The sequence below is a fragment of the Streptomyces sp. NPDC057307 genome (genome assembly GCF_042667665.1).
In the GTDB taxonomy this organism is placed as follows: Bacteria; Actinomycetota; Actinomycetes; order Streptomycetales; family Streptomycetaceae; genus Streptomyces.
Map to the genome: position 1 here is coordinate 18,707 of NZ_JBHUZM010000028.1, position 24,588 is coordinate 43,294.

Consider the following 24,588-nt stretch of genomic DNA (forward strand, 5'->3'; position numbering starts at 1 on the left):
GTCAGGGGCGCAGCGCGCGCAGCAGCAGGTCCGCCAGGTGGTCGGCGACCTGCTGCGGCGTGAGCGGGCCGTCCGGGCGGTACCAGGTGGAGAGGTGGTGGACCGAGCCGAAGTGGTAGTCCACCACCAGGTCGGACGGTGTGGCGGAGGTGAACACCCCGCTGCGCTGTCCCTCTTCGACCAGCGCGCGGAACCGCTCGTGGTAGCGCCGTCGCTCGGCCCGTACCTGTTTGTTCTTCTCCGGGCTCAGATGGTGCATCGAGCGGAAGAAGATCGCCGCGTCGTCCAGGTTCTCGATGGTGGTCACGACCACGTCGGCCGCCGCCGCGCGCAGCCGTCGCTCCACGGGCTCGTCGGCGTCGGCGAAGGCGTCCAGCCGCTCCTGCTGGAGGCGGAGCACCCGCGCGTACACCTCCTGGAGGAGGTCTTCCTTGGAGCCGAAGTAGTGGTAGAGCGCGCCCTTGGTGACGCCCGCCGCCTCCACGATCTCCTGGACCGACGTGCTGCCGTAGCCCTGCTCGGCGAAGAGCCGGGTGGCGGCGGCCAGCAGCCGCTGGGGTACGGGCGCACCGTTCCCGTCCGTCGTTCTGGCCACTGTCGCCGCCTGCCTCTCTCAGTTCCCCGCGGGGTCCGCCACCGTGGTGTCCGCCGCCGTCCTGCGGCGTGAACGCAGCTCCCGCCTCAGGATCTTCCCACTCGTGGTTTTGGGCAGCTCGGGCAGGACCTCGACCTGGCGTGGATATTTGTACGCGGCGAGCCGTTCGGCGCAGTACGCGGCCAGTTCGGCGGGGTCGGCCGCCGCCCCCGGCCGGAGGCTGACGTACGCCTTCACGCTCTCCCCGCGGTAGTCGTCGGGGATGCCGACCACGGCCGCCTCGCGCACCGCGGGGTGCGTGTAGAGGACGTCCTCGACCTCGCGCGGCCAGACCTTGAAGCCGGAGGCGTTGATCATGTCCTTCTTGCGGTCCACGACGTAGAGCCAGCCGTCGGTGTCCATGAAGCCGATGTCGCCGGTGCGCAGCTCGCCGTCGGGGAACGTCTCGGCGGTGGCGGCGGGCTGCTTCCAGTAGCCGGAGACGACCTGGGGGCCGCGTACGGCTATCTCGCCGTGCTCGCCGAAGGGGACGTCCCCGCCCTCCTCGTCGACGATCCGCACGACGGAGTCGGGGCCGGGGAGGCCGACGGACAGGGTGCCGGAGACCGGGTCGACGGGCGCCTCCCTCTCGGGCGGCACGGACGCGCAGGGGGCGGTGCACTCGGTGAGCCCGTAGCCGTTGCGCAGATACGGGCCGAAGCCGGCGCGGAACTTCTCGACCAGCGCGGGCGGCACCGGGGCGCCGCCGGAGGAGATCACGGCGAAGGAGCTGAAGTGGTCGGGCGTGGCGGCCGGGTGGGCGGCGAGCGCCATGAAGGCGGTGGAGGGTCCGACGGTGTAGGCGGGGCGGTGTTCGGTGAACGCGTCGAGGACGACGCCGGGTTCGAAGCGGTACGCGAGGATCAGCGTGCCCGCGTTGGCGATACAGGCGGCCAGTTCGCAGACGAGTCCGGTGATGTGGAAGAGCGGGGCGAGGACGAAGTAGCCGGCGCCCTCCGCGAGGGGGTGGCCGACGCGCTGGCGCTCGGCGTTGACGGTGATGTTGCCGTGGGCGTTCATCGCGCCCTTGGGGATGCCGCTGGTGCCCGAGGTGTAGCTGATCAGCGCCACGTCGGTGGCCGCCGGGTCGCGTTCGGCGGGCGCGGGCAGGCCCTGGCGGGCGACGGTGAGCAGATCGTCGGTGTCGGTGGGGCGCGGCAGCCGGTCGAAGCCGAGCACGCGGGGGTCGTCGCGGGTCTGGAGTTCGTGCTCGGCGACGGTCAGGACGATCCGCACGGGGGACGTCCGCACGGTGTCGCGGAGGAACGACTCCCACGCGCCGTCGGAGCAGACCAGCGCGGTCACTCCGGCGTCCGTGAGGACATGGCCGACCTCGGTCGACTTGTACATCGGGTTGACCGGGACGACGATCGCCCCGGCCTTCCAGGCGCCGAGCAGCGCGATGACGAACTGCGGGGTGTTCTGGAGCATGATCGCGACGCGGTCGCCGCGCGCCAGGCCCTGGGCGGCCAGATGGCCGGCGACGGAGTCGGAGAGCGCGTCGGTCTCGCCGTAGCTGAGCCGGCCGTCGAAGTAGACGAGCGCGGGGTGCTGGGGTGCCCGGTCGGCGGCGGCGCGGAAGGCGTGCAGGACGGAGGCGGGCGGGTGGATGACGGACGCCTGGGCCTCGGTGAGCCGGCCGATCCAGGGTTTGTCCGCGTAGCTGAGCGCCGTCACAGCCCGGCTCCTTCCCACTTCTGCTGGATCTGGTTCATGCTGGTCAGCCAGCGGTCGGGGTCGCCGGCCCGCGCCCGGTAGTAGCCCGCCACCTCGGCGTGCGGCAGCACCAGGAACCGGTCCTCGTCCATCGCGTCGAACAGCGCGTCGGCGACGTCCTCGGGTTCGATCGCGGTCGGGGCGAGTACAAGGTCGCCCGCCGATCCCGTGGCGGCCAGCATGTCCGTACGGACTCCCTGCGGGCAGATCGCGTGGACCTTGAGGCCGCGGTGGCGGTAGGTCAGGGAGAGCCATTCCGCGTAGGCGAGCGCGCCGTGCTTGGTGACGCTGTACGGCGCCGCGCCGATCATGGTGAGCAGTCCGGCGGCGGAGACGGTGGAGACGAACCGGCCCGTGCCGCGCTCCAGCCAGTCGGGCAGCAGGATCCGGGAGGCGCGTACGTGCGCCATCACGTTGACGTCCCAGGCCGACGCCCAGACGTCCTCGTCGGCGAAGGCGTCACCGGCCGAGCCGACGCCCGCGTTGGCGCAGTAGATGTCGACGGCGCCGCCGAGCGCCTCGCGTGCCTGCCTGACCACGGCGGAGGCGTCGCCCGGCAGGGCGGCGGCGGCGCCGATGGACTCGGCGACGGCGTGGGCCTTGACGGCGTCGAGGTCGTTGACGACCACATGGGCGCCCCCGGCGACGAATCTGCGGGCGAGCGCGGCACCGATACCGCCGCCGGCTCCCGTGACCACCACTCGCGCGCCCCGCACCGTACTCATCGGACCTGCCTCTCCGGTTCACCGCGGCACACACCGCTCGACCCCGGCAGACTAACCAGTCGGTATGTCGTGACGGAAGGGCGTGGACGGAACGGGCGCCGCTTCGCCGCGTACGGGCCCGCGCACCCCCGCGGCCGCCGCGCCCGGACGGGGTGCGATCGGCGGGACACGCCCTAGAGTCCGTGGACATGACAGAGCATGTGATCACGGAGGTGGCCGAATGAGCCTGTCCAGACGGGGTTTGCTCGCCGCGGGCGGCGTGGTGGGAGCGGTGGGGGCGGTGGGGGTGGCCGGTGCTCCCGCCGTCGCGGCGGACCGGGGCCGGGGCGGCGGGGGCGGGCGGGTCCGTACGGGCTTCGACCGGCTGGCGGCCGACGGCTACCGGCTGCTCGCCGGCCAGCGGGTCGGGATCGTCACCAACCCGACCGGCGTCACGCGGGACGTACGGCACATCGTCGATGTCATGCACCCGGACGAACGCGTCGACCTGACCGCCGTCTTCGGTCCCGAGCACGGCTTCCGGGGCACGGCCCAGGCCGGCGGCTCCGAGGGCAGGTACGACGACCCGGCGACCGGGCTGCCGGTGTACGACACGTACCAGACCAGCGGGCAGCGCCTCGCGGACATCTTCACCGCGTCCGGTGTCGACACGGTCGTCTTCGACATCCAGGACGCGGGCGCCCGCTTCTACACCTACATCTGGACGCTGTACGACTGCATGGAGGCGGCGGCCCTCGCCGGCAAGCGCTTCGTCGTGCTCGACCGCCCCAACCCCGTCACCGGGCGGGCGGCCCTCGGACCGGTCCTGCACCCGGAGTTCGCGACGTTCGTCGGCCGCAAGCCCATCGCGCAGGCGCACGGCATGACGGTCACCGAACTGGCGCTGCTCTTCAACGGCGAGTTCCTCGACCGGCCGGTGGAGCGGCTGGACATCGTGAGGATGTCCGGCTGGCGCCGCTCCGACTTCTTCGACGGGACCGGCCTGCCCTGGGTCCCGCCGAGCCCCAACATGCCGACGCCGGAGACCGCGTTGGTCTACTCGGGCACCTGCCTCTTCGAGGGCACCAACCTCTCCGAGGGCCGCGGCACGACCCGCCCCTTCGAACTGCTGGGCGCCGAGGGCGTCGACGGCGCGTGGGCCGAGGCCGCCGACGCCGAGGGGCTGCGCGGGGTGCGCTTCCGCGAGGCGTACTTCGCACCGACGTTCTCCAAGTTCCAGGGGAGGACGGTCGGCGGGGTCCAACTGCACGTCCACGACCGGGAGTCGTTCGACCCGGTGCGTACCGGCATCGCGCTGCTGGTGACGGCGAAGAGGGCGTGGAGCGGCTTCGCCTGGCGCGAGGACAACTGGATCGACAAGCTCACCGGCTCCACGTCCGTACGCACATTGATTGACGCGGGCGCGGACACGGACGAGGTGGTCGGCGCCTGGCGCGGTGAACTCGCGGCGTTCCGGGCGACCCGTGAGCGGTACCTCCAGTACCGCTGAGCGGGGCTGATGGCGGTCCTCAGGGGTGAAAAGCCGTCTGATGGCTGCCATCGCATTTTCGATGGAGCCGGATCGGGCACGCGTACGTCTATTGGATGACGCCGATGCAGCAACGACGGAGGTGGCAGGCGATGGCCGGATTCCGGAGTCTCGCGAGACAGGTGCGCGATCCCCGATGTGACCTGGCACTACGCCGGTATTCACTGCGTAAGTGCCTTGAGCGGTTTGCCCCTTATGGGCATCGAGCCACATGGGACCATCTGTGTGAACGGCACGACATCGAGCCGGAGGACAGGGCTCCCGATCCGGTGCGGCTGATGGCCGCGCTGGACGAACTGGAGGAGGCTCGGGCCGTCTGGCTGGCGTACGAGACACAGTTCGCCAAGCGCCGTAAGCGCGAGAAGCACGACGGGCTGAGAAGACCCGGCACGTTCGACGACTGGCACCGCAGGACCTGGGGCGGCAACGGAGTGGCGCGGTGCGACGACCCGGCCGTGCACCCGACGGAGCCCCTGGCCGAGGTGTTGCGCCGGCTGATCGCCGGGCTGGAGTCGGGACCGGGCGGCGCGTGCCCGGTGTGCGCGGAGAAGGGAATCGTCTGGCGGCCGGATCTGTCGCAGGCTCCGTGGTCGGGAGCGGTGTGCAAGGGCTGTGGCATTGTCGTGCCACGGCCCGTTCTTACGTCCGAGGCCATGGAGCGGGCGAAGCGCGTACGGCAGCGGGAGTTGGCCTCGGTGGCCTGACCCGCCCCCGGGCGGGACAGGCCGTCGACGGCGGACGGCATACGGATCGGTACGGATCGGTCAGGGGCGCGCCGATCCGTCAGGACGTACGGCGCGAGCAGGACGTACAGCACGAGCAAGGCGTACGGCACGAGCAAGGCGTACGGCACGAGCAGGGCGTACGGCTCAGGGCGCGACCGCGACCAGGACGTACGGGACACCAGGCCGGGACCGCGACGCGAGGACCCCTACCGGGGCGCCCGCTTGCGCTCCGCCAGCAGCCGCGAGCCGGACATCCGGTCGCCGAACACGTCGTCGGGGTTGGACAGTACGCAGGTCTCCAGCGAGAGACACCCGCAGCCGATGCAGTCGGTCAGATGGTCCCGGAGCCGGCCGAGCTGTTTGATGCGCTCGTCCAGTTCCGAGCGCCATGCCTCCGACAGCCGTGCCCAGTCGTCGTGGTTCGGGGTGCGCCCCTCGGGAAGCTCCGCGAGAGCGTCCCTGATGGTGGCGAGCGGAATACCGACGCGCTGAGCCGCGCGCACGAAGGCGACCCTGCGGAGCGTGTCCCTGCTGTAGCGGCGCTGGTTGCCGCTGGTCCGACGGCTGGTGATCAGCCCTTTCGTCTCGTAGAAGTGCAGGGCCGACGTCGCGGCACCGCTGCGCGCCGAGAGTTGGCCGACGGTGAGTTCATGGATCTTCTCCGGAATCTGCGGCACGTCACCGACCCTACGTCGGGCTCCGTGTCACGCGTTGACAGGACAGGCGGCCCCAACCATGCTGAGCAAGCGCTTGGACACCGCGCGGACGGCACGTGAGACGGCGCTTGAGAGGCAGGTATCGACAGACATGGCTGAGCCGAGGGTCTTCACATCCGCGGAGGAACTGCGCGCCGCTGTCGGCGAGCAGTTGGGGCACAGCGACTGGCTGGAGGTCGACCAGAAGCGCATCGATCTCTTCGCCGAGGCCACCGGGGACCACCAGTGGATCCATGTGGACCCGGAGCAGGCGGCGAAGGGGCCGTTCGGCACGACCATCGCGCACGGCTATCTGACGCTGTCGCTCCTGCCGGTCCTCGTCCCGCAGATCCTGACCGTCCAGAACGTGACGATGGGCGTCAACTACGGCGCCAACAAGGTGCGTTTCCCCGCACCCGTGCCCTCGGGTTCACGGGTGCGCGCGACGGCCGTGCTGAAGGAGGTCGCCGAGGCGGGCGGGGGCGTGCAGGTCACCGCCGTCGTCACGGTGGAGCGCGAGGGCGGCGAGAAGCCGGTGTGCGTCGCGGAGTCGGTCTCCCGCTACTACTTCTGACCCACGGCCGGGGGCGAGTTCACCCGGCCACCACCATGCGCAGCACGAGGTCGGCGTAGAGCGCGCCGACCTCGTCGGGCGTCCGGCGGCCCTGTGTGTTGAACCAGCGCGCCACGTCGATGCAGAGCGACAGCACGGCCACGGTGGTGCCCGGCACGTCCGGGACGTCGAACTCCCCGTCCCGTACGCCGTCCTGGAGGATCCGGCGCACCGCCGCGTCGCTGCGCCTGCGCAGTTCGACGATCTCGGCGCGGTGCTCCTCGGTGAGGGCGTCGAGTTCGTACTGGACCACACGCGCCGTGGTGTGGCGTGTCGCGTGCCAGCCGACGAACGAGCGGATCGCGTCGGTGAGCCGCTCGGCGGCCGTGCCGTCGCGGTCGGCGGCGGCGTCAAGGATCTCCAGGGCCTTGTCGTGGCCGATCCGGCTGATCCGGTGGAGCAGTTCTTCCTTGGTCTTGTAGTGGATGTAGAGCGCCGCGGGGCTCATACCGGCGCGGCTCGCGATGTCGCGGGTGGTGGTGGCGTGGTACCCGCGTTCGGCGAACGCCTCCACGGCGGCGACGAGCAGCCTTCTGGCCGCCTCGGGGGTGACCTCGCCCCACGGGATGCCCTCGCCGTCGGCCGTCCGTTCCGCCGTACGCATCGCTCTCGCCCCTTCCGGTGGCTTCCGGTCAACAGAACGCACACCCTACCCCGAGGGTGAGCAAGCGCTTAGGTCTCTGCTCGAACCGCCGTCCCGCCGGTGCCGCACCGCTCGACGACCCGGCGCCGGGGTCACAGCCATACGATGTGCGCCATGGCCCGACCCCGCAAGCCGCTCCTCAGCAGAGACCGCATCGTCGCGACCGCGGGCGCGCTCGTGGACGCCGAGGGGCTCGGCGCCGTCTCCACCCGCCGGCTGGCGGCGGAGCTGGGGGTCAGCGGACCCTCGCTCTACAACCACTTCCGCAACAAGGACGAGATCCTGGACGCCGTCGCGGACACGGTCAGCGCGCAGGTCGACCTGTCGATGTTCGACGAGGACGACGGACGGGACTGGCGCACCGCGCTGCACGACTACGCCGTCTCCTACCGCGCCGCGCTCACCGCGCACCCGCACATCGTGCCCGTGCTCGCCCAGGGTCCCGGCCGCCGACCGGCGGGCCTGCGGGTGGCCGACACGGTCTTCGGCGCGATGGTACGGGCGGGGTGGCCGCCGACCCAGGCGACCCATATCGGGGCGCTGATGCGGTACTTCATCACGGGCTCGGCGCTCGGCTCGTTCGCGCGGGGCTTCGTGGACGACGAGACGGCGTACGACCCCGCCGACTATCCGCACCTCGGCCAGGCCCATCTGCTCGCCGAGCGGCAGCAGCAGGTGGACGAGGGGGCCTTCGAGACGGGGCTCAGGGCGCTGGTCGACGGGCTGGCCGCGCAGTACGAGACAGTTCGGGCCACACCGAAGAGTTCTTGAGGCACCCTGGAGGCATGCCGCAGACCTCCACCCCGGGCGCGATCGGCGCCACCCCCGACTCCTTCGACCTGCCCGCCCCGTCGGCGTCCCCCGGCGCGCTCCTCGCGAGCTTCGCCGCGCTGCTCGCCGACGAGACCCGCGCCGTCTTCTGTCTCTCCCTGCTCGACGGGCGCGCCTGGACGGCGGGTGAGCTGGCGCGCGAGGCCGGTGTCGCGGCGTCCACGGCCAGCGAGCACATCGGGAAGCTGATCGCCGCCCGGCTGGTCACCGAGGAGCGGCAGGGCCGCCACCGGTACGTGCGGCTGGCCGACGCGACCACCGCCGAACTGGTCGAGTCGCTGGCCGCGCACGTCATGCCGGGCCGGGACAGCCCCCACATCGTGCTCGCGTCGCGGGCGAGCGGCGCCATGGCACGCGGCCGTACCTGCTACGACCACTTCGCCGGCCGGCTCGGGGTGGCCCTCACCGATGCCATGTCACGGCGTGGACTGCTGCTCACGGACGCGGGCTTCGCCCTCACCGAGCAGGGCACGGAGTGGTTCCGCGAGCGGGGAATCGCGCTGGGCGTCGCCGGCCGGCGCCCGGTGGTCAGCTCCTGTCTGGACTGGACGGAACGCCGGCGCCATCTGGCGGGGGTGGCGGGGGCGGGGCTGTGCCGGCTCGCCCTGGAGTCGAAGTGGTGCGTGCGCATCGGTACGGAGCGGGCGGTACGGGTGACACCGACCGGGGAGCGGGTCTTCGCCGAGCTGCTCGGGATCGAGCCCTCAATACTTCGGTGACAGCCGAACTGTTAAGGGCTTAGCATCGCTCTCATGGCGAACCTCTCCGGTCCGGGCGCCCAGGCGCGCCCGGCCGCACCGACGACCGCTCCTCCCGGCGGCACATCCGCCCCGGCGCCCGGCCCGGCGTCCACCCCGGCGCCCGGCCGCGCGCAGCCGCTGGCCCTGGCCGCCGCCGGGGTCACCGTCGTCCTCTGGGCGTCGGCCTTCGTCTCCATCCGCAGCGCGGGCGAGGCGTACGCACCGGGCGCGCTGGCGCTCGGCCGGCTGCTCACCGGATCCCTGGTGCTGGTCGCGATCCTGCTGATACGCCGCGAAGGGCTGCCGCCGCGCGCCGCCTGGCCCGGCATCGTGGTGTCGGGACTGCTCTGGTTCGGCGGCTACTCGGTCGTCCTCAACTGGGGCGAACAGCTCGTCGACGCGGGCACGGCGTCCCTCGTCGTGAACATCGCGCCGCTGCTGATGGCGCTGCTCGCGTTCCGCCTGCTGGGTGAGAACCTGGCTCCCCGGCTGCTCACCGGCATGGCGGTCTCCTTCGCCGGCGCCGTGGTGGTCGGTCTGTCGATGGCGGGCGGCGGCAGCACCTCCGTACTCGGCGTCGTGCTCTGCCTGGTGGCGGCGGTGGCGTACGCGGGCGGCGTCGTCGCGCAGAAGCCCACGCTGGCGTACGCGACACCGTTGCAGGTCACGACGTACGGCGCGCTCATCGGGGCGGTCGGCTGCCTGCCCTTCGGCTGGCAGCTCGTGCAGGACGCCGCGCACGCGCCGCTGTCCGCGACGCTCAACATGGTCTATCTGGGCGTCTTCCCGACCGCGCTGGCGTTCACGACCTGGGCGTACGCCCTGGCCCGTACGACCGCGTCGCGGATGGGCGCCACGACCTACGCGGTTCCGGCGATCGTCGTCCTGATGGCCTGGCTGCTGCTGGACGAGATCCCCGGCCCGCTCACGCTCGCCGGTGGCGTGCTCTGCCTGGCGGGCGTGGCGGTGGCGCGCTCCCGGTCGCGCCGGCCGAAGGACCCACTGCCGCGGGCCACTTGAGGCGTACTCAGAAGACGATCAGAGCCCGGCCGCCGCGTCCGGCGACCATGTCGTCGAACGCGGCCGGGATCCCGTCCAGCGTGATGCGGGTCGTCACCAGCGAGCCGAGGTCGAAGCGGCCGGCCCGGACATGGTCGGCGATGACCGGCAGATCGCGGACCGGGTCGCAGTTGCCGTACACACACCCCGACAGCGCCCGGCCCCAGTGGAACAACTCCAGCGCGTTGAAAGTGACGTGCTGGTCCTTGCCGCCGATGCCGACGACCGTGGTCCGGCCGCCCCGGCGGGTGGACTCCCAGGCGGTGCGGATGGTGACGGCGCGGCCGACGCACTCGACGGCGACGTCCGCGCCCTGTCCTTCGGTGAGCCTGCGGACGTCCTTGGCGGTGGTGGCGGAGGCGACGAGATAGTCCGTGGCTCCGGCCGCCCGCGCCAACTCCTCCTTCTCCGGGGAGACATCGACGGCGACGATCGTCGAGGCCCCGGCGAGACGCGCGGACTGGAGCACCGCCAGTCCGACCCCGCCCACGCCGAAGACCACGACGGTCTCGCCCGCGCGCACCCGGGCGGAGTGGTGGACGGCGCCGTATCCGGTGAGGACGGCGCAGCCGAGCAGCGCGGCGTCGGTGAGCGGGATGCCGTCGGGGGCGGGCAGGACGCAGTTCGCGGCGACGACCGTCTCCTCGGCGAACGCGGCGACGTTCAGGCCGGGATGGAGCTGCGTGCCGTCGGCCGTACGGGCGTGGACACCGCCCGCGCCGGTCAACGCCGAGGCGCAGAGCCAGACTTCGCCGAGCCGGCAGTGGTGGCACTCTCCGCAGGACGGCGCCCAGTTGAGTACGGCTCCGTCGCCCGGCGCGACGTGGGTGACGCCCTCGCCGACGGCCAGGACCGTGCCCGCACCCTCGTGGCCGAGGACGGCGGGGACCGGCAGGCGCATGGTGCCGTCGGTGAGGGACAGGTCGGAGTGGCAGACCCCGGCGGCGGCCAGGCGGATCCTCACCCGGCCGGGGCCGGGCTCGGGCAGTTCGATGTCGGTGATCTCCAGCGGAGCTCCGACGGCGGGCAGGACGGCGGCGCGGACCACGATCGGTTTCTCCCGGCTCAGAACTGGAGGGACTTGGTCTGGAGGTACTCGGCGAGTCCGTGCGGGCCGAGTTCCCGGCCGACGCCCGACTGCTTGTAACCCCCGAACGGGGCAAGGGGGTTGAACCGGCCGCCGTTGATGTCGACCTGGCCCGTGTCCATCCGCCGCGCGAAGGCGACGGCCTCGTCCTCCTCGCCCGCCCAGACGGCGCCGGCGAGGCCGTAGACGGTGCCGTTGGCGATCCGCAGGGCGTCGTCCTCGTCCTCGTAACGGAGGATGGACAGGACGGGGCCGAAGATCTCCTCCTGCGCGATGCTCATCTCCGGGGTGACGTCGGCGAAGACCGTCGGGGCGACGAAGTAGCCGGTGTCGTGCGGCGGTCGGGCCCCGCCCGCGACCAGCCGGGCGCCCTCGGCGACGCCCTTCTCTATGTAGCCGCGCACCCGGGCGTGCTGTGTCGCGTTGACGACGGGGCCCAGACGGCACAGTTCGTCGTGCGGGTCGCCCGCGCGGTACGAGGCGACGGCCGCCCCCGCGGCCTCCACCGCCTCGTCGTACCGGTCGGTGTGGACCAGCATCCGGGTCCACGCGCTGCACGTCTGGCCCGAGTTGGTCATCACGTTGGCGACATTGGCCTTGACGGCCTTGGCGAGATCGGCGCTCGGCAGGATCACGTTGGCGGACTTGCCGCCCAGCTCCAGCGCGACGCGCTTGACGGCCGCTCCGGCCGTGGCACCGATCCGCCGGCCGACGGCGGTGGAGCCGGTGAAGGAGACCAGGTCGACGTCCTCGTGCGCGGCGAGCGCCTGCCCGGCGACGGCGCCGATCCCGGTGACCACGTTGACGACGCCCGCGGGCAGGCCCGCCTCGTGGACGGCCTCGGCGAAGAGCTGAGCGGTCAGCGGGGTGTCCTCGGCGGGCTTGACGACGATCGTGCAGCCGGCGGCGAGCGCGGGCGCGACCTTGGCGACTATCTGGTGCAGCGGGTAGTTCCAGGGGGTGATCGCGCCGACGACGCCCACCGGCTCCATCAGCACCGTCGAGTTGCCGATCCGCTCCTCGAAGGCGTAGGAGGCGGCGAGTTCGGCGTACGAGCCCGCGACGAGCACCGGCACCGAGGCGTGCACCGCCTTCGACAGCCGCAGCGGCGCGCCCAGTTCGGCGGTGACGGTCTCGGCGATCTCGTCCTTACGGGCGGCCAGCGCGTCCCGCAGGGCCGTGAGGCGCGCGGCGCGTTCGGCGGGCGGGGTGGCCGCCCAGCCGGGGAAGGCGGCCCGCGCGGCACGTACGGCGGCGTCGACGTCCTCGGCGGTACCGGCCGGGACCTCCGCGATGACCTGCTCGGTCGCCGGGTTGACGACGGCGATGGTGTCGGGGCCGGCGGCGGGCCGCCACTCGCCGCCGATGTACATGCTGTCGTGTGCCTTCATCGCTGGTTCCTCCCGGGGACTGCCGTGTGCGGCCGCGGTTCGGCGTCGTCGCCTCCCAAACTAGCGGTGATAGTTTTCCGGCGCCAGGGACCTCGGGAGTCCCGAACGTCACATCCCCGAACGTCACATCCCCGCGGGTCACATGTCGAGGCCGGGCATGTCCATCGGCGCGGGACAGATCCGCCGGCCGTAGTGGTCGAAGACGTAGAGATGCGCCAGGTCGACCAGGAGCGGCACCTGCGCCCCCGTACGCAGGCGCATGTCGGGGCCGGTCCGTACGACGAGATCGCTCGCCGTGATCGCGGGGCGGTCGGGGGTGTACGTGGCGGGGGTCTCCGGCTCCGGGTCGTCCAGCACCACGACGGGACCCGAGACATTGGCGGGCACCCGGCCGGGGACATGCGCGGCGGCCCGTTCCCTCAGCCGCTCCAGGACGCCCGGTCCGGCACGGCGGCGGCGCGGGGCCGACCTCGGCCGGGGCGACTCCAGGTCGGGCACCACGGCGGGCTGCGAACCGGTGTTGAGATGCACCAGCGCCTCGTGCCCCTGGTACTCCACGTGTTCGACGATGCCGCTCAGCGCCACCTCGCCGGGGCGCGCCTGGCTCGGCGGGGCGATGCGCGCCGCCTCGGAGCGCAGGCCGACGATGATCTGCCGGCCCTGCTGGATCCGGAGCAACTGGTGGTCGGGGCTGAGCGGTTCGGGCAGCGGCAGGCGCTGCCGGCCGAGGTCGATCGACATGCGGCCTTCGAGGGGCGCGTAGACGACGGCCTGGAGCAGATTGATGCGCGGGGTGCCGATGAAGGCGGCGACGAAGACGTTGCGCGGCAGCGCGTACACCTCGCGCGGTGAGCTGACCTGCTGGAGCACCCCGCCGCGCATCACGGCGACGCGGTCGCCGAGTGACATCGCCTCGGCCTGATCGTGGGTCACATAGACCGTCGTGACGCCCAACTCGGCGGTCAGCTGGGCTATCTCGGCCCGGAGGTGGTTGCGCAGCTTGGCGTCCAGATTCGACAGCGGCTCGTCCATGAGAAAGGCCGAGGGGCGCCGTGAGATGGCGCGGCCCATCGCGACGCGCTGCCGCTCGCCGCCGGAGAGCTGGCTGGGGTAGCGGTCCAGGACGTTCTCGATGCCGAGCATCCGGGCGGTGGCCTCGATCCGCTCGGAGCTGTCCTGCCGGGGGTTCTCCAGGCGCAGGGGGAAACCGATGTTGTCGCGGTTGGTCATGCTCGGGTAGAGCGCGAAGTTCTGGAACACCATCGCCATGCCGCGCTCGCGGGGTGGCATCAGGTTGGAGCGCACGCCGTCGAGCAGCAACTCCCCCTCGGTGATGTCCTCCAGACCCGCGATCATGCGCAGCACGGTGGACTTGCCGCAGCCCGAGGGACCGAGCAGCACGACGAATTCGCCGGGGTCGATGTCCAGAGAAAGCCGGTCGACGGCACGTGTGGCCCGTCCGTACACCTTGCTGACACTGTGCAGAGAGATGGCGCGAGTCATGAGGGTTCCGCCCGGAAGGTGAGGTTGAGCGCCTGCGGAGCCTGAAGTTAGCCGACTACGCGGGGTCAGGGAATGACTTGCGGCGGCACAGGTGGCACCTGGGGCGATACACGGCGGGTACGCGGCGCAGGCGGTACGGCAGATGCAGGGGGCGGCGGCCGGACAGGAGTCGTAGGACCTGTCGTTCAGAGGAGCGATACGGGACGACGTCGGCTCAGCGGCGGTCGCGGCACTCCTGGGCGGATACGGACGGTCCCTCAAGGGCCTTCGCAGGAGCGGGAGTTGGGGTCGCCGGTGCCGGTGGGGCCGATGGAGCCGGGGTCGGCGCCGGGTCGCGTGGGGTGCTCCGTACGCCGAGGCCCGCCGCGCCCAGCAGCAGCACCCCGAGCATCATGAACGGCGCGCCGGTGCCCGCGACTCCGGCGACGAGCCCGGCGGACGCGGGGGCGGCGACCTGCCCGAGGCGGTTGCCCGTGAGCCTGAGCGCGAGGGCGGTGGAGCGGGCCTCCTCGGGCGCGGCCCGGACGACGGTCGTCATCGACAGCGGCTGGCCGACGCCGAGGCAGAAACCGAGCGCCACGAGCATCAGGGCCAGCCCCCACACCGGCACGCGCAGCGCGATCCCCGCGCACAGCAGCCCGCCGAGCAGACAGGAGACGGTGAGCAGGACCGTACGCCCCACCCGCTGGATCATCGGCGTCATCACCAGACGGCAGGCGATCGCGGCGGCGGCCCGCAGACTCAGGAGCACACCGATCGTCGTCGGGGAGATGCCCCGGTCCTCACCGATGACGGGGAGGTACGCGGTGAGGATGTCCGTCGCGGAGAGCACGGCCAGGCTGACGAGGATGCCGCTGGGGACGCCACGGGTGCGCAGGATGTGCCACACGGACACCTTGCCGGGCTTGGGCGAGGGGGTTTTCCCGGCGGCCTTGCCCTTCCCACTCCGCTTGTCCCTCCCGCTCCGCCCGCCCGTCCCGCCCGTCCCGTCCGGCGCGGCGGCCGGCGTGAGCGGCGCCTCTATCCGCCGCAGGCAGGTGAGGGAGACGGCCGCGACCCCGGCCGATACGACCAGGGCCAGCGCGCTCGTACGCCCCATCGCCCCGTCGTGGCCGGAGACCAGCAGCCCGGCGGCGACGGGCCCGACGAGCTGGCCGAGCGACGCGCCGATGGTGAAGTGCCCGAAGTCGCGGTCCTGTTCGGCCGGTGAGCTGCGGCGCGCGACGATGGACTGCGCGCCGATGACGAAGCAGAGATGGCCGAGGCCCATCACTCCGCTCCAGGCGGCGAGCGCGGCCAGTGACCCCGCCGTACCGCTGAGCCCGCAGCCCACGCCGATGAACGCGGCACCGACGGCCAGGAGCGGAACGCAGCGCCCCCGGTCGGTCCTGCGCCCCAGCGGTACGGCGGCGAAGAGCGGCAGCAGCGCGTACACACCCGCGATGACGCCGACCGCCCGCTCGTCGGCGCCGAGGGCGAGGGCCCGGTAGGAGACGGCCGGCCGTGCCATCGACACGGCGGCCTGGGAGAAGGCGAAGGCGATGACGAGGCGGAGCAGCCAGCGTCGGTCCCCCGCCGCCATCAGATGATGCCGAAGAGGATCGCGGCGGCGAGGACGACGAGCGAGGTGAGTACGGCCCATTTGACGGTGAACTTGGTGTGGTCGCCGAATTCGACCTTGGCCATGCCGACGAGGACGTACACGGCGGGGACGAGCGGGCTCGACATGTGGAGCGGCTGGCCGACGATCGAGGCGCGGGCGACCTCCAGCGGGGAGACGCCGTGCGCGGCGCCCGCCTCGGCGAGGACGGGCAGGACGCCGAAGTAGAAGCCGTCGTTCGACATGAAGTACGTGAGGGGCAGGCTCAGCACTCCGGCGACGATTCCCATGTGCGGGCCCATGCCCTCGGGGACGGCGCTCACCAGCCAGTCAGCCATGTGTTCGACCATACCGGTGCCGGTCAGGACGCCGGTGAAGACGGCTGCCGCGAAGACCATGCCGGAGACGTTCAGGACGTTGTCGGCGTGGGCGGCGATCCGGGCCCGCTGGTCGGTCATGGAGGGGAAGTTGACGGTGAGGGCGAGTGCGGCGCCGAGCAGGAAGAGGACCGGGATGGGCATGAGCTGCATGATCATCGCGGTGAGCAGGACGAGGGTGAGTCCGGCGTTGAACCAGTAGAGGCGGGGGCGCAGGGTCGAGCGGTTGGGGTCGAGGCCCTGGAAGTCGTCGTCGTCCGCGGGCTCCTGGGCGTCGGCGCCCGTGTCGCCGGAGGCGCTGCCCCCGCCATCGGCGCCGCCGCCCTTGTGGGCCGGCTCGGCTTCCTTGGCAGCGCTGCCGCCTCCGGCCTCGACCAGCACGGTCTCGGTCACCGGTTCCAGCACCTCGTCCAGCGTGAGCATGCCGAGACGCTTGCGCTCGCGCAGCCCCAGGACGTAGGCGAGTACGAAGACGGCGAGCAGTCCGACGGCGAGCGCGGGGATCATCGGGACGAAGATGTCGGTGGCGTCCACCTTCAGCGCGGTGGCCGCCCGCGCCGTGGGGCCGCCCCAGGGAAGGGTGTTCATGACGCCGTTCGCGGTGGCGGCGACACCGGTCAGCACGACCAGGCTCATCTTCAGCCGCTTGTAGAGCGGATACATCGCCGAGACGGTGATCATGAAGGTGGTCGAGCCGTCGCCGTCGAGCGAGACGATCGCCGCGAGCAGGGCCGTACCGACCACGATGCGCATCGGGTCGGCCTGGCAGAAGCGCAGGATGCCCCGCACGATCGGGTCGAAGAGACCGACGTCGATCATCACACCGAAGTAGACGATGGCGAACATCAGCATCGCCGCGGTCGGCGCCAGTTCGCCGACTCCCTCGATGACGTAGTCCCCCAGGTTCGCGCCCTGGCCGACCAGGACGCAGAACAGCGCGGGGATCAGCACGAGCGCCGCGATCGGGGACATCTTCTTCGTCATGATCAGCACCAGGAAGGTGGCGATCATGACGAATCCGAGGATTGTCAGCATCTGGGGTACCTCACGTTCACCGTTGAACTCCCACCCGGATCGGCGGTGCGGCTGACGTTAGGTGCCGTTTCCTCGCGTTAACAAGGTGTTGACCTGTGAGCAATACGCGCAAAACCCCAGGTCAGCGAAGGGTGCTGGTCAGGCGGGGGCCAACTCGACCGGAAAACCGTTGAGGACGGACGTCCCGGACAGCGGGTCGCGCCGGCTGCCGTCGAGCAGTTGGTTGACGTTGACGCCCGGCCGCGCGTGGGCCACCGCCATCCGCGTGCCGGGCCGGTCGTGCCCCCAGCCGTGCGGCACGCTCACGACCCCGGTCCGGACCGTGTCGGTGATCTCCACGGGGATCGTGATCTCGCCCGCCTCCGTGGTGATCCGCGCCGGTCCGCCGTCCGCGAGGCCGAGCCTCGCGGCGTCGTCGGGGTGGACCTGGACGGTGCAGCGGTTCGAACCGCCGTTGAGCGTGGGCACGTTGTGCATCCAGCTGTTGTTGGAGCGCAGATGGCGGCGGCCGACGAGGACCAGGGACGCGGGCACGTCGGTGAGCGCGGCGCGCAGCCGGGGCAGGTCGGCGGCGATCGGCTCGGGGAGGAGTTCGACGCGCCCGCTGCGGGTCTTGAGCAGTCCGGGGATCCGGGGCTTCAGCGGTCCGAGGTCGATGCCGTGCGGCCGGTCGGCGAGCCGGGCGAGGGTGAGCCCCGCCGGGTCGGCGCCGAAGCCGTCGCCGTACGGGCCCAGGCGCAGCATCAGGTCGAGCCGCCGCTGAGGACCGCCGGCCCGGACGAGGCCGGCGGCCAGTTCCGCGGCGAGTTCCTTCGGGTCACGTCCGTGCACGGGTGACAGCGGGTCGGCGACGGCCTTGCCGAGCGTCCGGTCGATCACCTGGTCGTCCACGGCCGACGGATCCGCCCCGTGCATCCCGCCCACGGCCAGCACCAGCCGCGCCAGGATCTCGCACTCGTCCATCAGCCCTGCCGCCAAGGGGACGGCGGGCGGGCTGTAGCGGACCTGGTCGTGTACGGCGAAGCCGTTGAAGGCGAAGTCGAAGTGGGCGCTCTGCGAAGGGGGCGGCGGGGGCAGTACGACGTCCGCGTGCCGCGACGTCTCGTTGAGGTACGGGTCGACGCTGACCATGAAGTCGAGGCCGTTCAGCGCCCGGTCGAGGCGGCTGCCGTCGGGCGCGGAGAGCACGGGGTTGGCCGCGAGGGCGATCACCGCGCGGATCCGCCCGTCGCCGGGCGTCTCGATCTCCTCGGCGAGGACGGCGATGGGCAGCTCGCCCTTGGCCTCCGGGTGGCCGCCGACCCTGCTGGCCCAGCGGCCGAGCGCGAATCCCTTGCCGGGGGCGGCCGGGCGGGGCGCGGGGTCGGTGGCGGAGAGCGGGAAGAGGGCGCCGCCCGGCCGGTCGAGATTGCCGGTGAGGGCGTTCAGGACGTCGATGAGCCAGCTGGCGAGTGTGCCGTACTCCACGGTGCAGCTGCCGATGCGTCCGTAGACGGCTGCGGTGGGCGCCGCGGCGAGTTCGCGCGCGAGGGTACGGATCGCCTCGGCGTCCAGGTCGCAGGCCGCCGCGACGGCTTCGGGCGTGAAGTCACTTACCGCTGACCGGAGTTCGTCCATTCCCTCCAGGTGGTCGGTGAGGGCGCCGGGGTCGGTGAGCCGCTCGTCGAACAGGACCTGGACGAGGGCGGCGAGCAGCAGGGCGTCGGTGCCCGGCCGGATGGCGAGGTGCCGGTCGGCGAGGCGCGCGGTGCGGGTACGGCGCGGGTCGACGACGGTGAGGGTGCCGCCGCGCCGGCGCAGAGCCTTGAGTTTGCCGGGGAAGTCGGGCGCGGTGCAGAGACTGCCGTTGGAGTCCAGCGGGTTGGCGCCCAGGAGCAGCAGATGGTCGGTGCGGTCCAGGTCGGGCACGGGAATCGCGAGGGCGTCGCCGAAGAGCAGACCGGACGAGACGTGTTTCGGCATCTGGTCGAGGGTGGAGGCGGTGAAGAGGTTACGGGTGCGGAGGATGCCCAGCAGGACGGGCGGGTAGAGGGCGCCGGCCATGGTGTGGACGTTGGGGTTGCCGAGGACGACGCCGACGGACTGGGGGCCGTGCTCCTCGATCAGCGGGCGCAGCCGGGCGGCGATCAGGTCGAACGCCTCGTCCCAACTGCCCTCCCTCAGTTCGCCGTTCACCCGGATCAGCGGGGTGCGCAGCCGGTCGGGGTCGGCGTCCAGCTCGCCGAAGGAGGCGCCCTTGGGGCAGATGAAGCCCTTGCTGAACACGTCGTCGCGGTCGCCGCGCGCGCCGGTGACCGTGCTCCCCTCGATGGTGAGGGTCAGTCCGCAGGTGGCCTCGCAGAGGGGGCAGACGCGCAGGGCGGTGCGGGCGGGGCCGGTGGGCGGCATGGGTCCTCCAGGGGCGGCGGCGACGGCGCACGGGCTGCCGCCGAGCATACCGACCGGTACGGATGAGGGAAGGGGTCCGCCGGTGACGTACGCCGTGGGTGCCGCCGCCCGGCACGCCGACCGGTCCGTCCGGTGGCGGTTCGCCCCCATGCGCCGGACGGGCCGGGGAGGCCCGGCCCGCTCAGTCCAGGGTCCGTGCCAGATAGGCGCGGATCAGCTCCCGTGTCTCGGCGATGAGGTCCGGATCGCCCGACGGGTCCGTACGGAAGGCGAGTTGGAGCAGCGCGTCCGCCGCCTCGACGGCGACCAGGACCATCCGGCACAGCACGGGGTCCGGGGCCCGGCGCAGCTGCGCGGCGAGCAGCGTGGTGAGGCGGTCCGCGACGCGGTGGTTGGCGTCCCGCACCGGCTCGCCGTCGTCGTCGTCGGTGGCCGGGGCCGGGGCCGGACCGGGCGGGCCCGCCGGGATCCTGGCGCCGAAGTCGACCAGCCCGAAGCCGGGCACGGTGCGCTTCATGGCCAGGTACTCGTCCAGCACCGCGTCGATCGCCGCCCGCCAGTCGGCGGCCGGGATCGCGGCGAGCCGGCGCTCGACGCGCCGGGCGTAGCTGTCCAGATTGCGCCGGGCGAGCGCGTCGGCCATGGCGCGCTTGTTGCCGAAGAAGCGGTACACGGATCCGATGGGTACGCCCGCCCTGGTGGCGACGGCGCGGGTGGACAGCTCCTCGTAGCCGGTCTCGTCGAGCAGTTCGGCGCAGGCGTCGAGGATCCGGGCCAGACGCGCCGCGCTGCGCTGCTGCACGGGGACCCTGCGGAGGCCGTCGTGGGTGCCGGCGCTGACTCCGTACACGGGCTGGCCCATCCTTCGGCGAGATGTGCGGTGGTTGCGGCCCTTCGAGTCTCCCTTGTGGCGGGCCGCTGTTCGAGACGGCGCGAACGTACTTCTGTTCGTCCAGGCGTCTCTTTCGGACAACGTGATCCAACGTGCCTGTCCCCGTTGACGCGCCACCGAAGGAATCCTACGGTGGACCATAGGATTCACTGTCCGGCAGCACAGCGGCACGACCGGTGGCAGGACCGGCGACACGGGGAGCGACGATGAGCGGCATCGAGCAGGCGCGGAAGACCGCCGAGGGCCTGGCGTACGCCACCGGTTTCGGCAACGAGCACAGCTCGGAGGCCGTCCTGGGCGCCCTGCCCGTGGGGCGGAACTCGCCGCAGAGAGCCCCGCTCGGCCTGTACGCGGAGCAGTTGAGCGGCAGCGCCTTCACCGAGCCCCGCGCGCACAACCGCCGTTCCTGGCTCTACCGGATCCGCCCGTCGGCGGCGCACCCGCCGTTCACCCGGACCGACAACGGCACCCTGCGCGGCGCGCCGTTCACCGAGTCCGTGCCCGACCCCAACCGCCTGCGCTGGAACCCGCTGCCGGCCCCCGCGCCCGGCACGGACTTCCTGGCCGGTCTCTGGACGCTCGGGGGCAACGGCGACGCCGCGCAGCGCGCGGGCATGGCCGTGCACCTCTATCACGCCAACTCCCCCATGTCCGACCGGGTGTTCAGCGACTCCGACGGTGAGCTGCTGATCGTGCCGGAGCAGGGCGGGCTGCTGATCGTCACGGAGTTCGGCCTGCTCGCCGCCCGTCCCGGCGAGGTGGCGCTGATCCCGCGCGGCGTGCGCTTCCGGGTCGAGCTGCTGGACGACACGGCGCGCGGTTACGTCTGCGAGAACTACGGCCGCCCCTTCGTCCTGCCCGACCTCGGCCCGATCGGCGCCAACGGCCTGGCGAACGCGCGGGACTTCCGCGCTCCCGTCGCCGCCTACGAGGACGTCGAGCGCCCGACGGAGGTGGTCAACAAGTTCTGCGGGAATCTGTGGACCGCGACGTACGACCACTCCCCGCTCGATGTCGTCGCCTGGCACGGCAATCATCTGCCGTACGTCTACGACCTGCGCCGGTTCAATGTGATCGGCACCATCAGCTACGACCACCCCGATCCGTCGATCTTCACGGTGCTGACCTCGCCGTCCGACACGCCGGGTCTGGCGGGAGTCGACTTCGTCGTCTTCGCGCCGCGCTGGCTGGTCGGCGAGAACACGTTCCGGCCGCCGTACTTCCACCGCAATGTGATGAGCGAGTACATGGGCCTGATCGAGGGCGCGTACGACGCCAAGACAGCCGGCAAGGGGGGTTTCGTCCCCGGCGGCGGTTCGCTGCACAACATGATGTCGGCGCACGGGCCCGACCGGGAGACGTTCGACCGGGCAAGCGCCGCCGAGCTGAAACCGCAGCGGATCAACGACGGACTGGCGTTCATGTTCGAGACGCGCTGGCCGGTGACCGCCACCGCCCAGGCCGCGACGGCCGGACACCTTCAGTCGGGTTACGACAACGTGTGGCAGGGTCTGGAGCGCCACTTCAGGCCAACTTCCGGCCCGGCCCCCACCGACAGACCCTGACCCGGAGCCCGCCGTGACCGCATTCGCCCCCGATTCGCTGGTCCTCAACCGCAAGCTGCCGCTCTGGTACCAGGTCTCGCAGTCGCTGCGGGCCTCCATACTCGGCCGGCGCCCGCACGATCCGCTGCGCCTCCCCACGGAGGAGCAGTTGGCCGGGCACTACGGCGTCAGCGTCCTGACGATGCGTCAGGCGCTCAAGGAGCTGGAGCAGGAGGGCCTGATCAGCAGGCACCGGCGGCGCGGCACCTTCATCGAACCGGGCGCCCGGCGCGGTGCGCCCCGCCGGCTGCTCGGCTCGGTCGACGCGGTCGTGGCCCAGCAGTCGGGCGAGCGGACGTCGGTGATCGGTCACGGCCGGGCGCCGGTGCCCGGCGAACTGGCCGAGTACTTCCCGGGCGTCGACGAGGTGGGCCTCTACCGGCGGCTGCGCCGCGACGGCGAGAGCGGTGAGCCGACCAACTGGGCCGAGAACGCGCTGCGTACGGAGGTCGCGGACCGGCTCGATCCGGGCGATCTGGAGCGCTGGCCGATGACCAAGGTGCTGCGCGACGTGCTGGGGGTGAAGATCGGCCGGATCACTGACACGGTGGAGGCCACGCTCGCCGACCCGGCCACGGCCGACCTGCTCCAGGTGCCGCTGCTCAGCCCGATCCTGCACTACACGGGGGTCACGTACGACGCGGACGGCCAGGTCGTGGACGTGGCCAGGATCCGCTACCGGGGCGACCGTTTCTCCTTCTCGGTCACGATGGAGACGGACTGACGCGACAGAACGGCTGAGCCACTGCCCGGCGGGCCCGGTCGGTACGCTTTCGCCGACGGCACGTAACGGACCGGGAGGGGTGTGCCCGTATGACGGCCCCGACGACGGCCCCGCTGCTGAGCGACCTCATGCCGTGGTCGGTGGCGCCGCTGCGGCTCGGCCGCGGCTGGATCCTGGCCCCCGACGCCGCCTCGCTCACCGCGCGCTGGGACACGCTGATACGGGCCACGGGAGCCCAGCGTACGGCGCTCTTCCGCCCGACCCGGTCCCGTACGCCGCAGAGCGCGGTCACCGCGCTGCCGGGGCAACTGACCGGCACGGGGAGGTTCGCGCGGGAGTCCGGGCGGTGTCCGACGCCGTTGCGGGTGGGGCACGGTCCGTTCGACGAGCGGTATCTGATCCCCGACCACCGGCTGATCGACGCGGCCAGGCCGGAGCTGTGGCGGGTCGCCGACGAACGTCAGCTCTTCGCCGTGGAGCAGGGGTTCGTCCCCGGAGCCGCCGGTCCGGCGCTGCTGGTCAGCGCCCTGCTGCCGGACGGCCGCTCCCCCGCCGGGCGGCCCGGCCGGATCCGGCCGTTGTTCCGGCGGCCGGGCGGCACGGAGCCCAATCTGACGCCCGGGCTCCTGGAGTCGCTGTCCGCGCGCCTCGGACACGAGGTCACCGCACGCCAGTTGCTCGACTGGGCGGTCGCGGCGGCCCGGCCCTCGCCGCGCGGCTGTGTGGTCCCGCTGACCGCGGACCCGGACCTCTGGACCACCGGCGTGGCGCTCGGCGCCCTGCTCACCGGCGTCCAACTGCGCGGCGCGCGCGGCGGGGAGCGCCATCGGCTGCCGGGTGGCCGGCGCCCGTACGTACGCGCCGCGATCCCCGCCCGGCCCACGACCATCGTTTACGACTCCGAGGACGAGACGCTCCACCTGGGTGACGGCCGGATCTCACCCGTGCCGGCCGAGGCGTGGGACTTCCAGGTCGGCGGTGTCCGGATGATCGAGCTGTGGTTCGAGCGGCGTACCTCACCCCCGGAGCCGGGCACCCTGGAGGCGATCGGCCCGCGCGCCTGGCCGCAGGAGTGGACCTCGGAGCTGCTGGAGCTGATCACCGTACTCGCGCTGCTCGCCGAAGTGCGGCCCCGGCAGCGGGAGTTGAGCGAGGCGCTGGACAACGGGCCGGTCATCGGACCCGACGAGCTGCGGGCCGCCGGTGTGCTGCCGGTCCCGGACGCGGCCCGGCGCCCCGCCTCCGTACTCGACCATCACGAGGAGGGCCCGGACGGGCAGTTCGCCCTGATCTGAGCCGTACGGCGACGGCGGGCGGCCGGCGTCAGCCGCCCCCGAACGAGTCCAGCACCCGGCTCAGCGCCCGGTCGAAGACGGCCTCCATGTCGACCGGCCCCGAGTCCTCCGCGAAGGCCGCCGCCAGCCGGGGGTACCGCCCCGTGGCGATCTGCTTCTCCAGATACGCCATCCGGATCTCGTGCTCCCGCTCGGCGGGCCAGGGCAGTGAGCGGGTGCGCTCGGCGGTCTGCAGCTCGTTGGCGACATAGGTGGTGACGACGCCGTTCACCATGGCCACCAGCTCGACCTTGCGCCCGTACGGGAGGTCGAGCGGATCCAGGCACCACAGGCTGAATTCGAGGAACTTCATCGAGTTCGGGCTGAAGCCGTAGGCCGACTGCATGAGGCGCGACATCCACGGATGGCGCCGCATGATGGCCCGCGCCCGGTGGGCGAGCGCCGTGAGATCGGCGCGCCAGTCGCCGGTGGGGCGCTCCGGCAGCTCGTGCTCCTCGGCGACGAGGTCGACCATCAGCTCGTACAGGTCCTCCTTGCGCGGCACGTAGTTGTACAGCGACATCGTGCCGCAGCCCAGCTCCCCGGCGACCCGGCGCATGGAGACGGCGTCCATGCCGTCGTCGTCCGCGACGCGTACGGCGACGGCCGCGATCTCGGCGCGGGTGTGCGCGGGCCTGGGGCCACGTGCGGCGCGCTCGGGACGCGACCAGATCACTTCGGGTTCAGCAGGTCGCCCCGCCATCGGTCATCACCTCGTCCGCCATTCTCCCCCAGAAGCCTTGT

General features: G+C 72.2%; 22 protein-coding genes. 9 read left to right on the forward strand and 13 right to left on the reverse strand.

Going from position 1 to position 24,588, the window contains the following annotated elements; all coding sequences use genetic code 11:
• Window position 1 precedes the first annotated feature (1 nt).
• From ACFUN8_RS13470 to ACFUN8_RS13480, 3 genes are read right to left on the reverse strand one after another with little or no spacing between them, the layout of a single operon-like run.
• Window positions 2-595: a TetR/AcrR family transcriptional regulator gene (locus tag ACFUN8_RS13470; RefSeq protein ID WP_382567514.1), complete on the reverse strand. Its 594-nt coding sequence runs from the start codon at window positions 593-595 to the stop codon at window positions 2-4.
• Window positions 596-613: 18 nt separating this feature from the next.
• A complete protein-coding gene (locus tag ACFUN8_RS13475; RefSeq protein ID WP_383635476.1) occupies window positions 614-2,311 on the reverse strand; it encodes an AMP-binding protein in 1,698 nt (565 codons plus the stop codon).
• Window positions 2,308-3,075 carry an SDR family oxidoreductase gene (locus ACFUN8_RS13480; RefSeq protein WP_383635479.1) on the reverse strand — a complete coding sequence of 256 codons (768 nt, stop codon included), beginning with the start codon at window positions 3,073-3,075 and terminating at the stop codon, window positions 2,308-2,310. The genes ACFUN8_RS13475 and ACFUN8_RS13480 overlap by 4 nt, the downstream gene beginning before the upstream one ends.
• Before the next feature lie 220 nt (window positions 3,076-3,295).
• On the opposite strand from ACFUN8_RS13480, the gene ACFUN8_RS13485 reads away from it, so the two are divergent.
• Both ACFUN8_RS13485 and ACFUN8_RS13490 read left to right on the forward strand, forming a co-directional pair.
• Window positions 3,296-4,564, forward strand: a complete 1,269-nt coding sequence (locus tag ACFUN8_RS13485) for an exo-beta-N-acetylmuramidase NamZ domain-containing protein (protein WP_383635482.1) — start codon at window positions 3,296-3,298, stop codon at window positions 4,562-4,564.
• A gap of 131 nt (window positions 4,565-4,695) precedes the next feature.
• A complete protein-coding gene (locus tag ACFUN8_RS13490; protein ID WP_383635485.1) occupies window positions 4,696-5,307 on the forward strand; it encodes a hypothetical protein in 612 nt (203 codons plus the stop codon).
• 227 nt (window positions 5,308-5,534) lie between these two features.
• Here the strand turns inward: ACFUN8_RS13490 and soxR are convergent, their stop codons facing one another.
• Window positions 5,535-6,005 (reverse strand): redox-sensitive transcriptional activator SoxR, encoded by a 471-nt coding sequence (gene soxR, locus ACFUN8_RS13495; RefSeq protein ID WP_383635488.1) that lies wholly within the window; start codon window positions 6,003-6,005, stop codon window positions 5,535-5,537.
• A 130-nt stretch (window positions 6,006-6,135) separates the two neighbouring features.
• Between soxR and ACFUN8_RS13500 the strand changes: the two genes are divergently transcribed.
• Window positions 6,136-6,597, forward strand: coding sequence for a MaoC family dehydratase (locus ACFUN8_RS13500; RefSeq protein WP_383635491.1), 462 nt, complete (start codon window positions 6,136-6,138; stop codon window positions 6,595-6,597).
• A gap of 19 nt (window positions 6,598-6,616) precedes the next feature.
• Here ACFUN8_RS13500 and ACFUN8_RS13505 read toward each other — a convergent pair whose 3' ends face one another.
• Window positions 6,617-7,240, reverse strand: a complete 624-nt coding sequence (locus tag ACFUN8_RS13505; protein ID WP_383635494.1) for a TetR/AcrR family transcriptional regulator — start codon at window positions 7,238-7,240, stop codon at window positions 6,617-6,619.
• A gap of 153 nt (window positions 7,241-7,393) precedes the next feature.
• Here ACFUN8_RS13505 and ACFUN8_RS13510 point away from each other — a divergent pair, with 153 nt between their 5' ends.
• Genes ACFUN8_RS13510 through ACFUN8_RS13520 form a run of 3 tightly spaced genes read left to right on the forward strand, consistent with a single transcriptional unit; the run spans window position 7,394 to window position 9,870 of the window.
• On the forward strand, window positions 7,394-8,050 hold the full coding sequence (locus tag ACFUN8_RS13510) for a TetR/AcrR family transcriptional regulator (protein WP_383635497.1): 657 nt from the start codon (window positions 7,394-7,396) through the stop codon (window positions 8,048-8,050).
• A 14-nt stretch (window positions 8,051-8,064) separates the two neighbouring features.
• Complete coding sequence (locus ACFUN8_RS13515; RefSeq protein ID WP_383635500.1) at window positions 8,065-8,829, forward strand: ArsR/SmtB family transcription factor; 765 nt, start codon at window positions 8,065-8,067, stop codon at window positions 8,827-8,829.
• A gap of 33 nt (window positions 8,830-8,862) precedes the next feature.
• The gene (locus tag ACFUN8_RS13520; RefSeq protein WP_383635503.1) at window positions 8,863-9,870 is read left to right on the forward strand and encodes a DMT family transporter; all 1,008 of its coding nucleotides are present in this window, start codon (window positions 8,863-8,865) and stop codon (window positions 9,868-9,870) included.
• A 7-nt stretch (window positions 9,871-9,877) separates the two neighbouring features.
• Here ACFUN8_RS13520 and ACFUN8_RS13525 read toward each other — a convergent pair whose 3' ends face one another.
• The 7 genes from ACFUN8_RS13525 to ACFUN8_RS13555 form a co-directional block, all read right to left on the reverse strand.
• On the reverse strand, window positions 9,878-10,957 hold the full coding sequence (locus ACFUN8_RS13525; RefSeq protein WP_383635506.1) for a Zn-dependent alcohol dehydrogenase: 1,080 nt from the start codon (window positions 10,955-10,957) through the stop codon (window positions 9,878-9,880).
• Window positions 10,958-10,974: 17 nt separating this feature from the next.
• Window positions 10,975-12,387: an aldehyde dehydrogenase family protein gene (locus tag ACFUN8_RS13530; protein WP_383635509.1), complete on the reverse strand. Its 1,413-nt coding sequence runs from the start codon at window positions 12,385-12,387 to the stop codon at window positions 10,975-10,977.
• A 138-nt stretch (window positions 12,388-12,525) separates the two neighbouring features.
• The gene (locus ACFUN8_RS13535) at window positions 12,526-13,890 is read right to left on the reverse strand and encodes an ABC transporter ATP-binding protein (protein ID WP_383635512.1); all 1,365 of its coding nucleotides are present in this window, start codon (window positions 13,888-13,890) and stop codon (window positions 12,526-12,528) included.
• Between the two features lie 214 nt (window positions 13,891-14,104).
• A complete protein-coding gene (locus ACFUN8_RS13540; RefSeq protein WP_383635515.1) occupies window positions 14,105-15,472 on the reverse strand; it encodes an MFS transporter in 1,368 nt (455 codons plus the stop codon).
• Window positions 15,472-16,902 (reverse strand): CitMHS family transporter, encoded by a 1,431-nt coding sequence (locus ACFUN8_RS13545; protein WP_383635518.1) that lies wholly within the window; start codon window positions 16,900-16,902, stop codon window positions 15,472-15,474. Before ACFUN8_RS13545 ends, ACFUN8_RS13540 begins: the two co-directional genes overlap by 1 nt.
• Before the next feature lie 138 nt (window positions 16,903-17,040).
• The gene (locus tag ACFUN8_RS13550) at window positions 17,041-19,290 is read right to left on the reverse strand and encodes a molybdopterin oxidoreductase family protein (RefSeq protein WP_383635521.1); all 2,250 of its coding nucleotides are present in this window, start codon (window positions 19,288-19,290) and stop codon (window positions 17,041-17,043) included.
• 181 nt (window positions 19,291-19,471) lie between these two features.
• Window positions 19,472-20,152, reverse strand: coding sequence for a TetR/AcrR family transcriptional regulator (locus tag ACFUN8_RS13555; RefSeq protein ID WP_383635524.1), 681 nt, complete (start codon window positions 20,150-20,152; stop codon window positions 19,472-19,474).
• 236 nt (window positions 20,153-20,388) lie between these two features.
• On the opposite strand from ACFUN8_RS13555, the gene hmgA reads away from it, so the two are divergent.
• From hmgA to ACFUN8_RS13570, 3 genes are all read left to right on the forward strand, one after another.
• Window positions 20,389-21,747, forward strand: coding sequence for a homogentisate 1,2-dioxygenase (gene hmgA, locus ACFUN8_RS13560; protein ID WP_383635526.1), 1,359 nt, complete (start codon window positions 20,389-20,391; stop codon window positions 21,745-21,747).
• Between the two features lie 13 nt (window positions 21,748-21,760).
• Window positions 21,761-22,510 carry a GntR family transcriptional regulator gene (locus ACFUN8_RS13565; protein WP_383635530.1) on the forward strand — a complete coding sequence of 250 codons (750 nt, stop codon included), beginning with the start codon at window positions 21,761-21,763 and terminating at the stop codon, window positions 22,508-22,510.
• Between the two features lie 89 nt (window positions 22,511-22,599).
• Window positions 22,600-23,805: a type ISP restriction/modification enzyme gene (locus ACFUN8_RS13570; protein WP_383635533.1), complete on the forward strand. Its 1,206-nt coding sequence runs from the start codon at window positions 22,600-22,602 to the stop codon at window positions 23,803-23,805.
• A 28-nt stretch (window positions 23,806-23,833) separates the two neighbouring features.
• Here ACFUN8_RS13570 and ACFUN8_RS13575 read toward each other — a convergent pair whose 3' ends face one another.
• Entirely contained in the window at window positions 23,834-24,547 is a 714-nt protein-coding gene (locus ACFUN8_RS13575) for a TetR/AcrR family transcriptional regulator (protein ID WP_383635537.1), read from the reverse strand.
• Window positions 24,548-24,588 lie beyond the last annotated feature (41 nt).

What these genes read in the sequence shown, in the direction of transcription:
- ACFUN8_RS13480 (WP_383635479.1), bottom strand. Translation starts at nt 3,075, where the DNA reads ATGAGTACGGTGCGGGGCGCGCGAGTGGTGGTCACGGGAGCCGGCGGC.
- ACFUN8_RS13485 (WP_383635482.1), top strand. Translation starts at nt 3,296, where the DNA reads ATGAGCCTGTCCAGACGGGGTTTGCTCGCCGCGGGCGGCGTGGTGGGA.
- ACFUN8_RS13490 (WP_383635485.1), top strand. Translation starts at nt 4,696, where the DNA reads ATGGCCGGATTCCGGAGTCTCGCGAGACAGGTGCGCGATCCCCGATGT.
- ACFUN8_RS13500 (WP_383635491.1), top strand. Translation starts at nt 6,136, where the DNA reads ATGGCTGAGCCGAGGGTCTTCACATCCGCGGAGGAACTGCGCGCCGCT.
- ACFUN8_RS13505 (WP_383635494.1), bottom strand. Translation starts at nt 7,240, where the DNA reads ATGCGTACGGCGGAACGGACGGCCGACGGCGAGGGCATCCCGTGGGGC.
- ACFUN8_RS13510 (WP_383635497.1), top strand. Translation starts at nt 7,394, where the DNA reads ATGGCCCGACCCCGCAAGCCGCTCCTCAGCAGAGACCGCATCGTCGCG.
- ACFUN8_RS13515 (WP_383635500.1), top strand. Translation starts at nt 8,065, where the DNA reads ATGCCGCAGACCTCCACCCCGGGCGCGATCGGCGCCACCCCCGACTCC.
- ACFUN8_RS13520 (WP_383635503.1), top strand. Translation starts at nt 8,863, where the DNA reads ATGGCGAACCTCTCCGGTCCGGGCGCCCAGGCGCGCCCGGCCGCACCG.
- ACFUN8_RS13530 (WP_383635509.1), bottom strand. Translation starts at nt 12,387, where the DNA reads ATGAAGGCACACGACAGCATGTACATCGGCGGCGAGTGGCGGCCCGCC.
- ACFUN8_RS13535 (WP_383635512.1), bottom strand. Translation starts at nt 13,890, where the DNA reads ATGACTCGCGCCATCTCTCTGCACAGTGTCAGCAAGGTGTACGGACGG.
- ACFUN8_RS13540 (WP_383635515.1), bottom strand. Translation starts at nt 15,472, where the DNA reads ATGGCGGCGGGGGACCGACGCTGGCTGCTCCGCCTCGTCATCGCCTTC.
- ACFUN8_RS13545 (WP_383635518.1), bottom strand. Translation starts at nt 16,902, where the DNA reads ATGCTGACAATCCTCGGATTCGTCATGATCGCCACCTTCCTGGTGCTG.
- ACFUN8_RS13550 (WP_383635521.1), bottom strand. Translation starts at nt 19,290, where the DNA reads ATGCCGCCCACCGGCCCCGCCCGCACCGCCCTGCGCGTCTGCCCCCTC.
- ACFUN8_RS13555 (WP_383635524.1), bottom strand. Translation starts at nt 20,152, where the DNA reads ATGGGCCAGCCCGTGTACGGAGTCAGCGCCGGCACCCACGACGGCCTC.
- hmgA (WP_383635526.1), top strand. Translation starts at nt 20,389, where the DNA reads ATGAGCGGCATCGAGCAGGCGCGGAAGACCGCCGAGGGCCTGGCGTAC.
- ACFUN8_RS13570 (WP_383635533.1), top strand. Translation starts at nt 22,600, where the DNA reads ATGACGGCCCCGACGACGGCCCCGCTGCTGAGCGACCTCATGCCGTGG.
- ACFUN8_RS13575 (WP_383635537.1), bottom strand. Translation starts at nt 24,547, where the DNA reads ATGGCGGGGCGACCTGCTGAACCCGAAGTGATCTGGTCGCGTCCCGAG.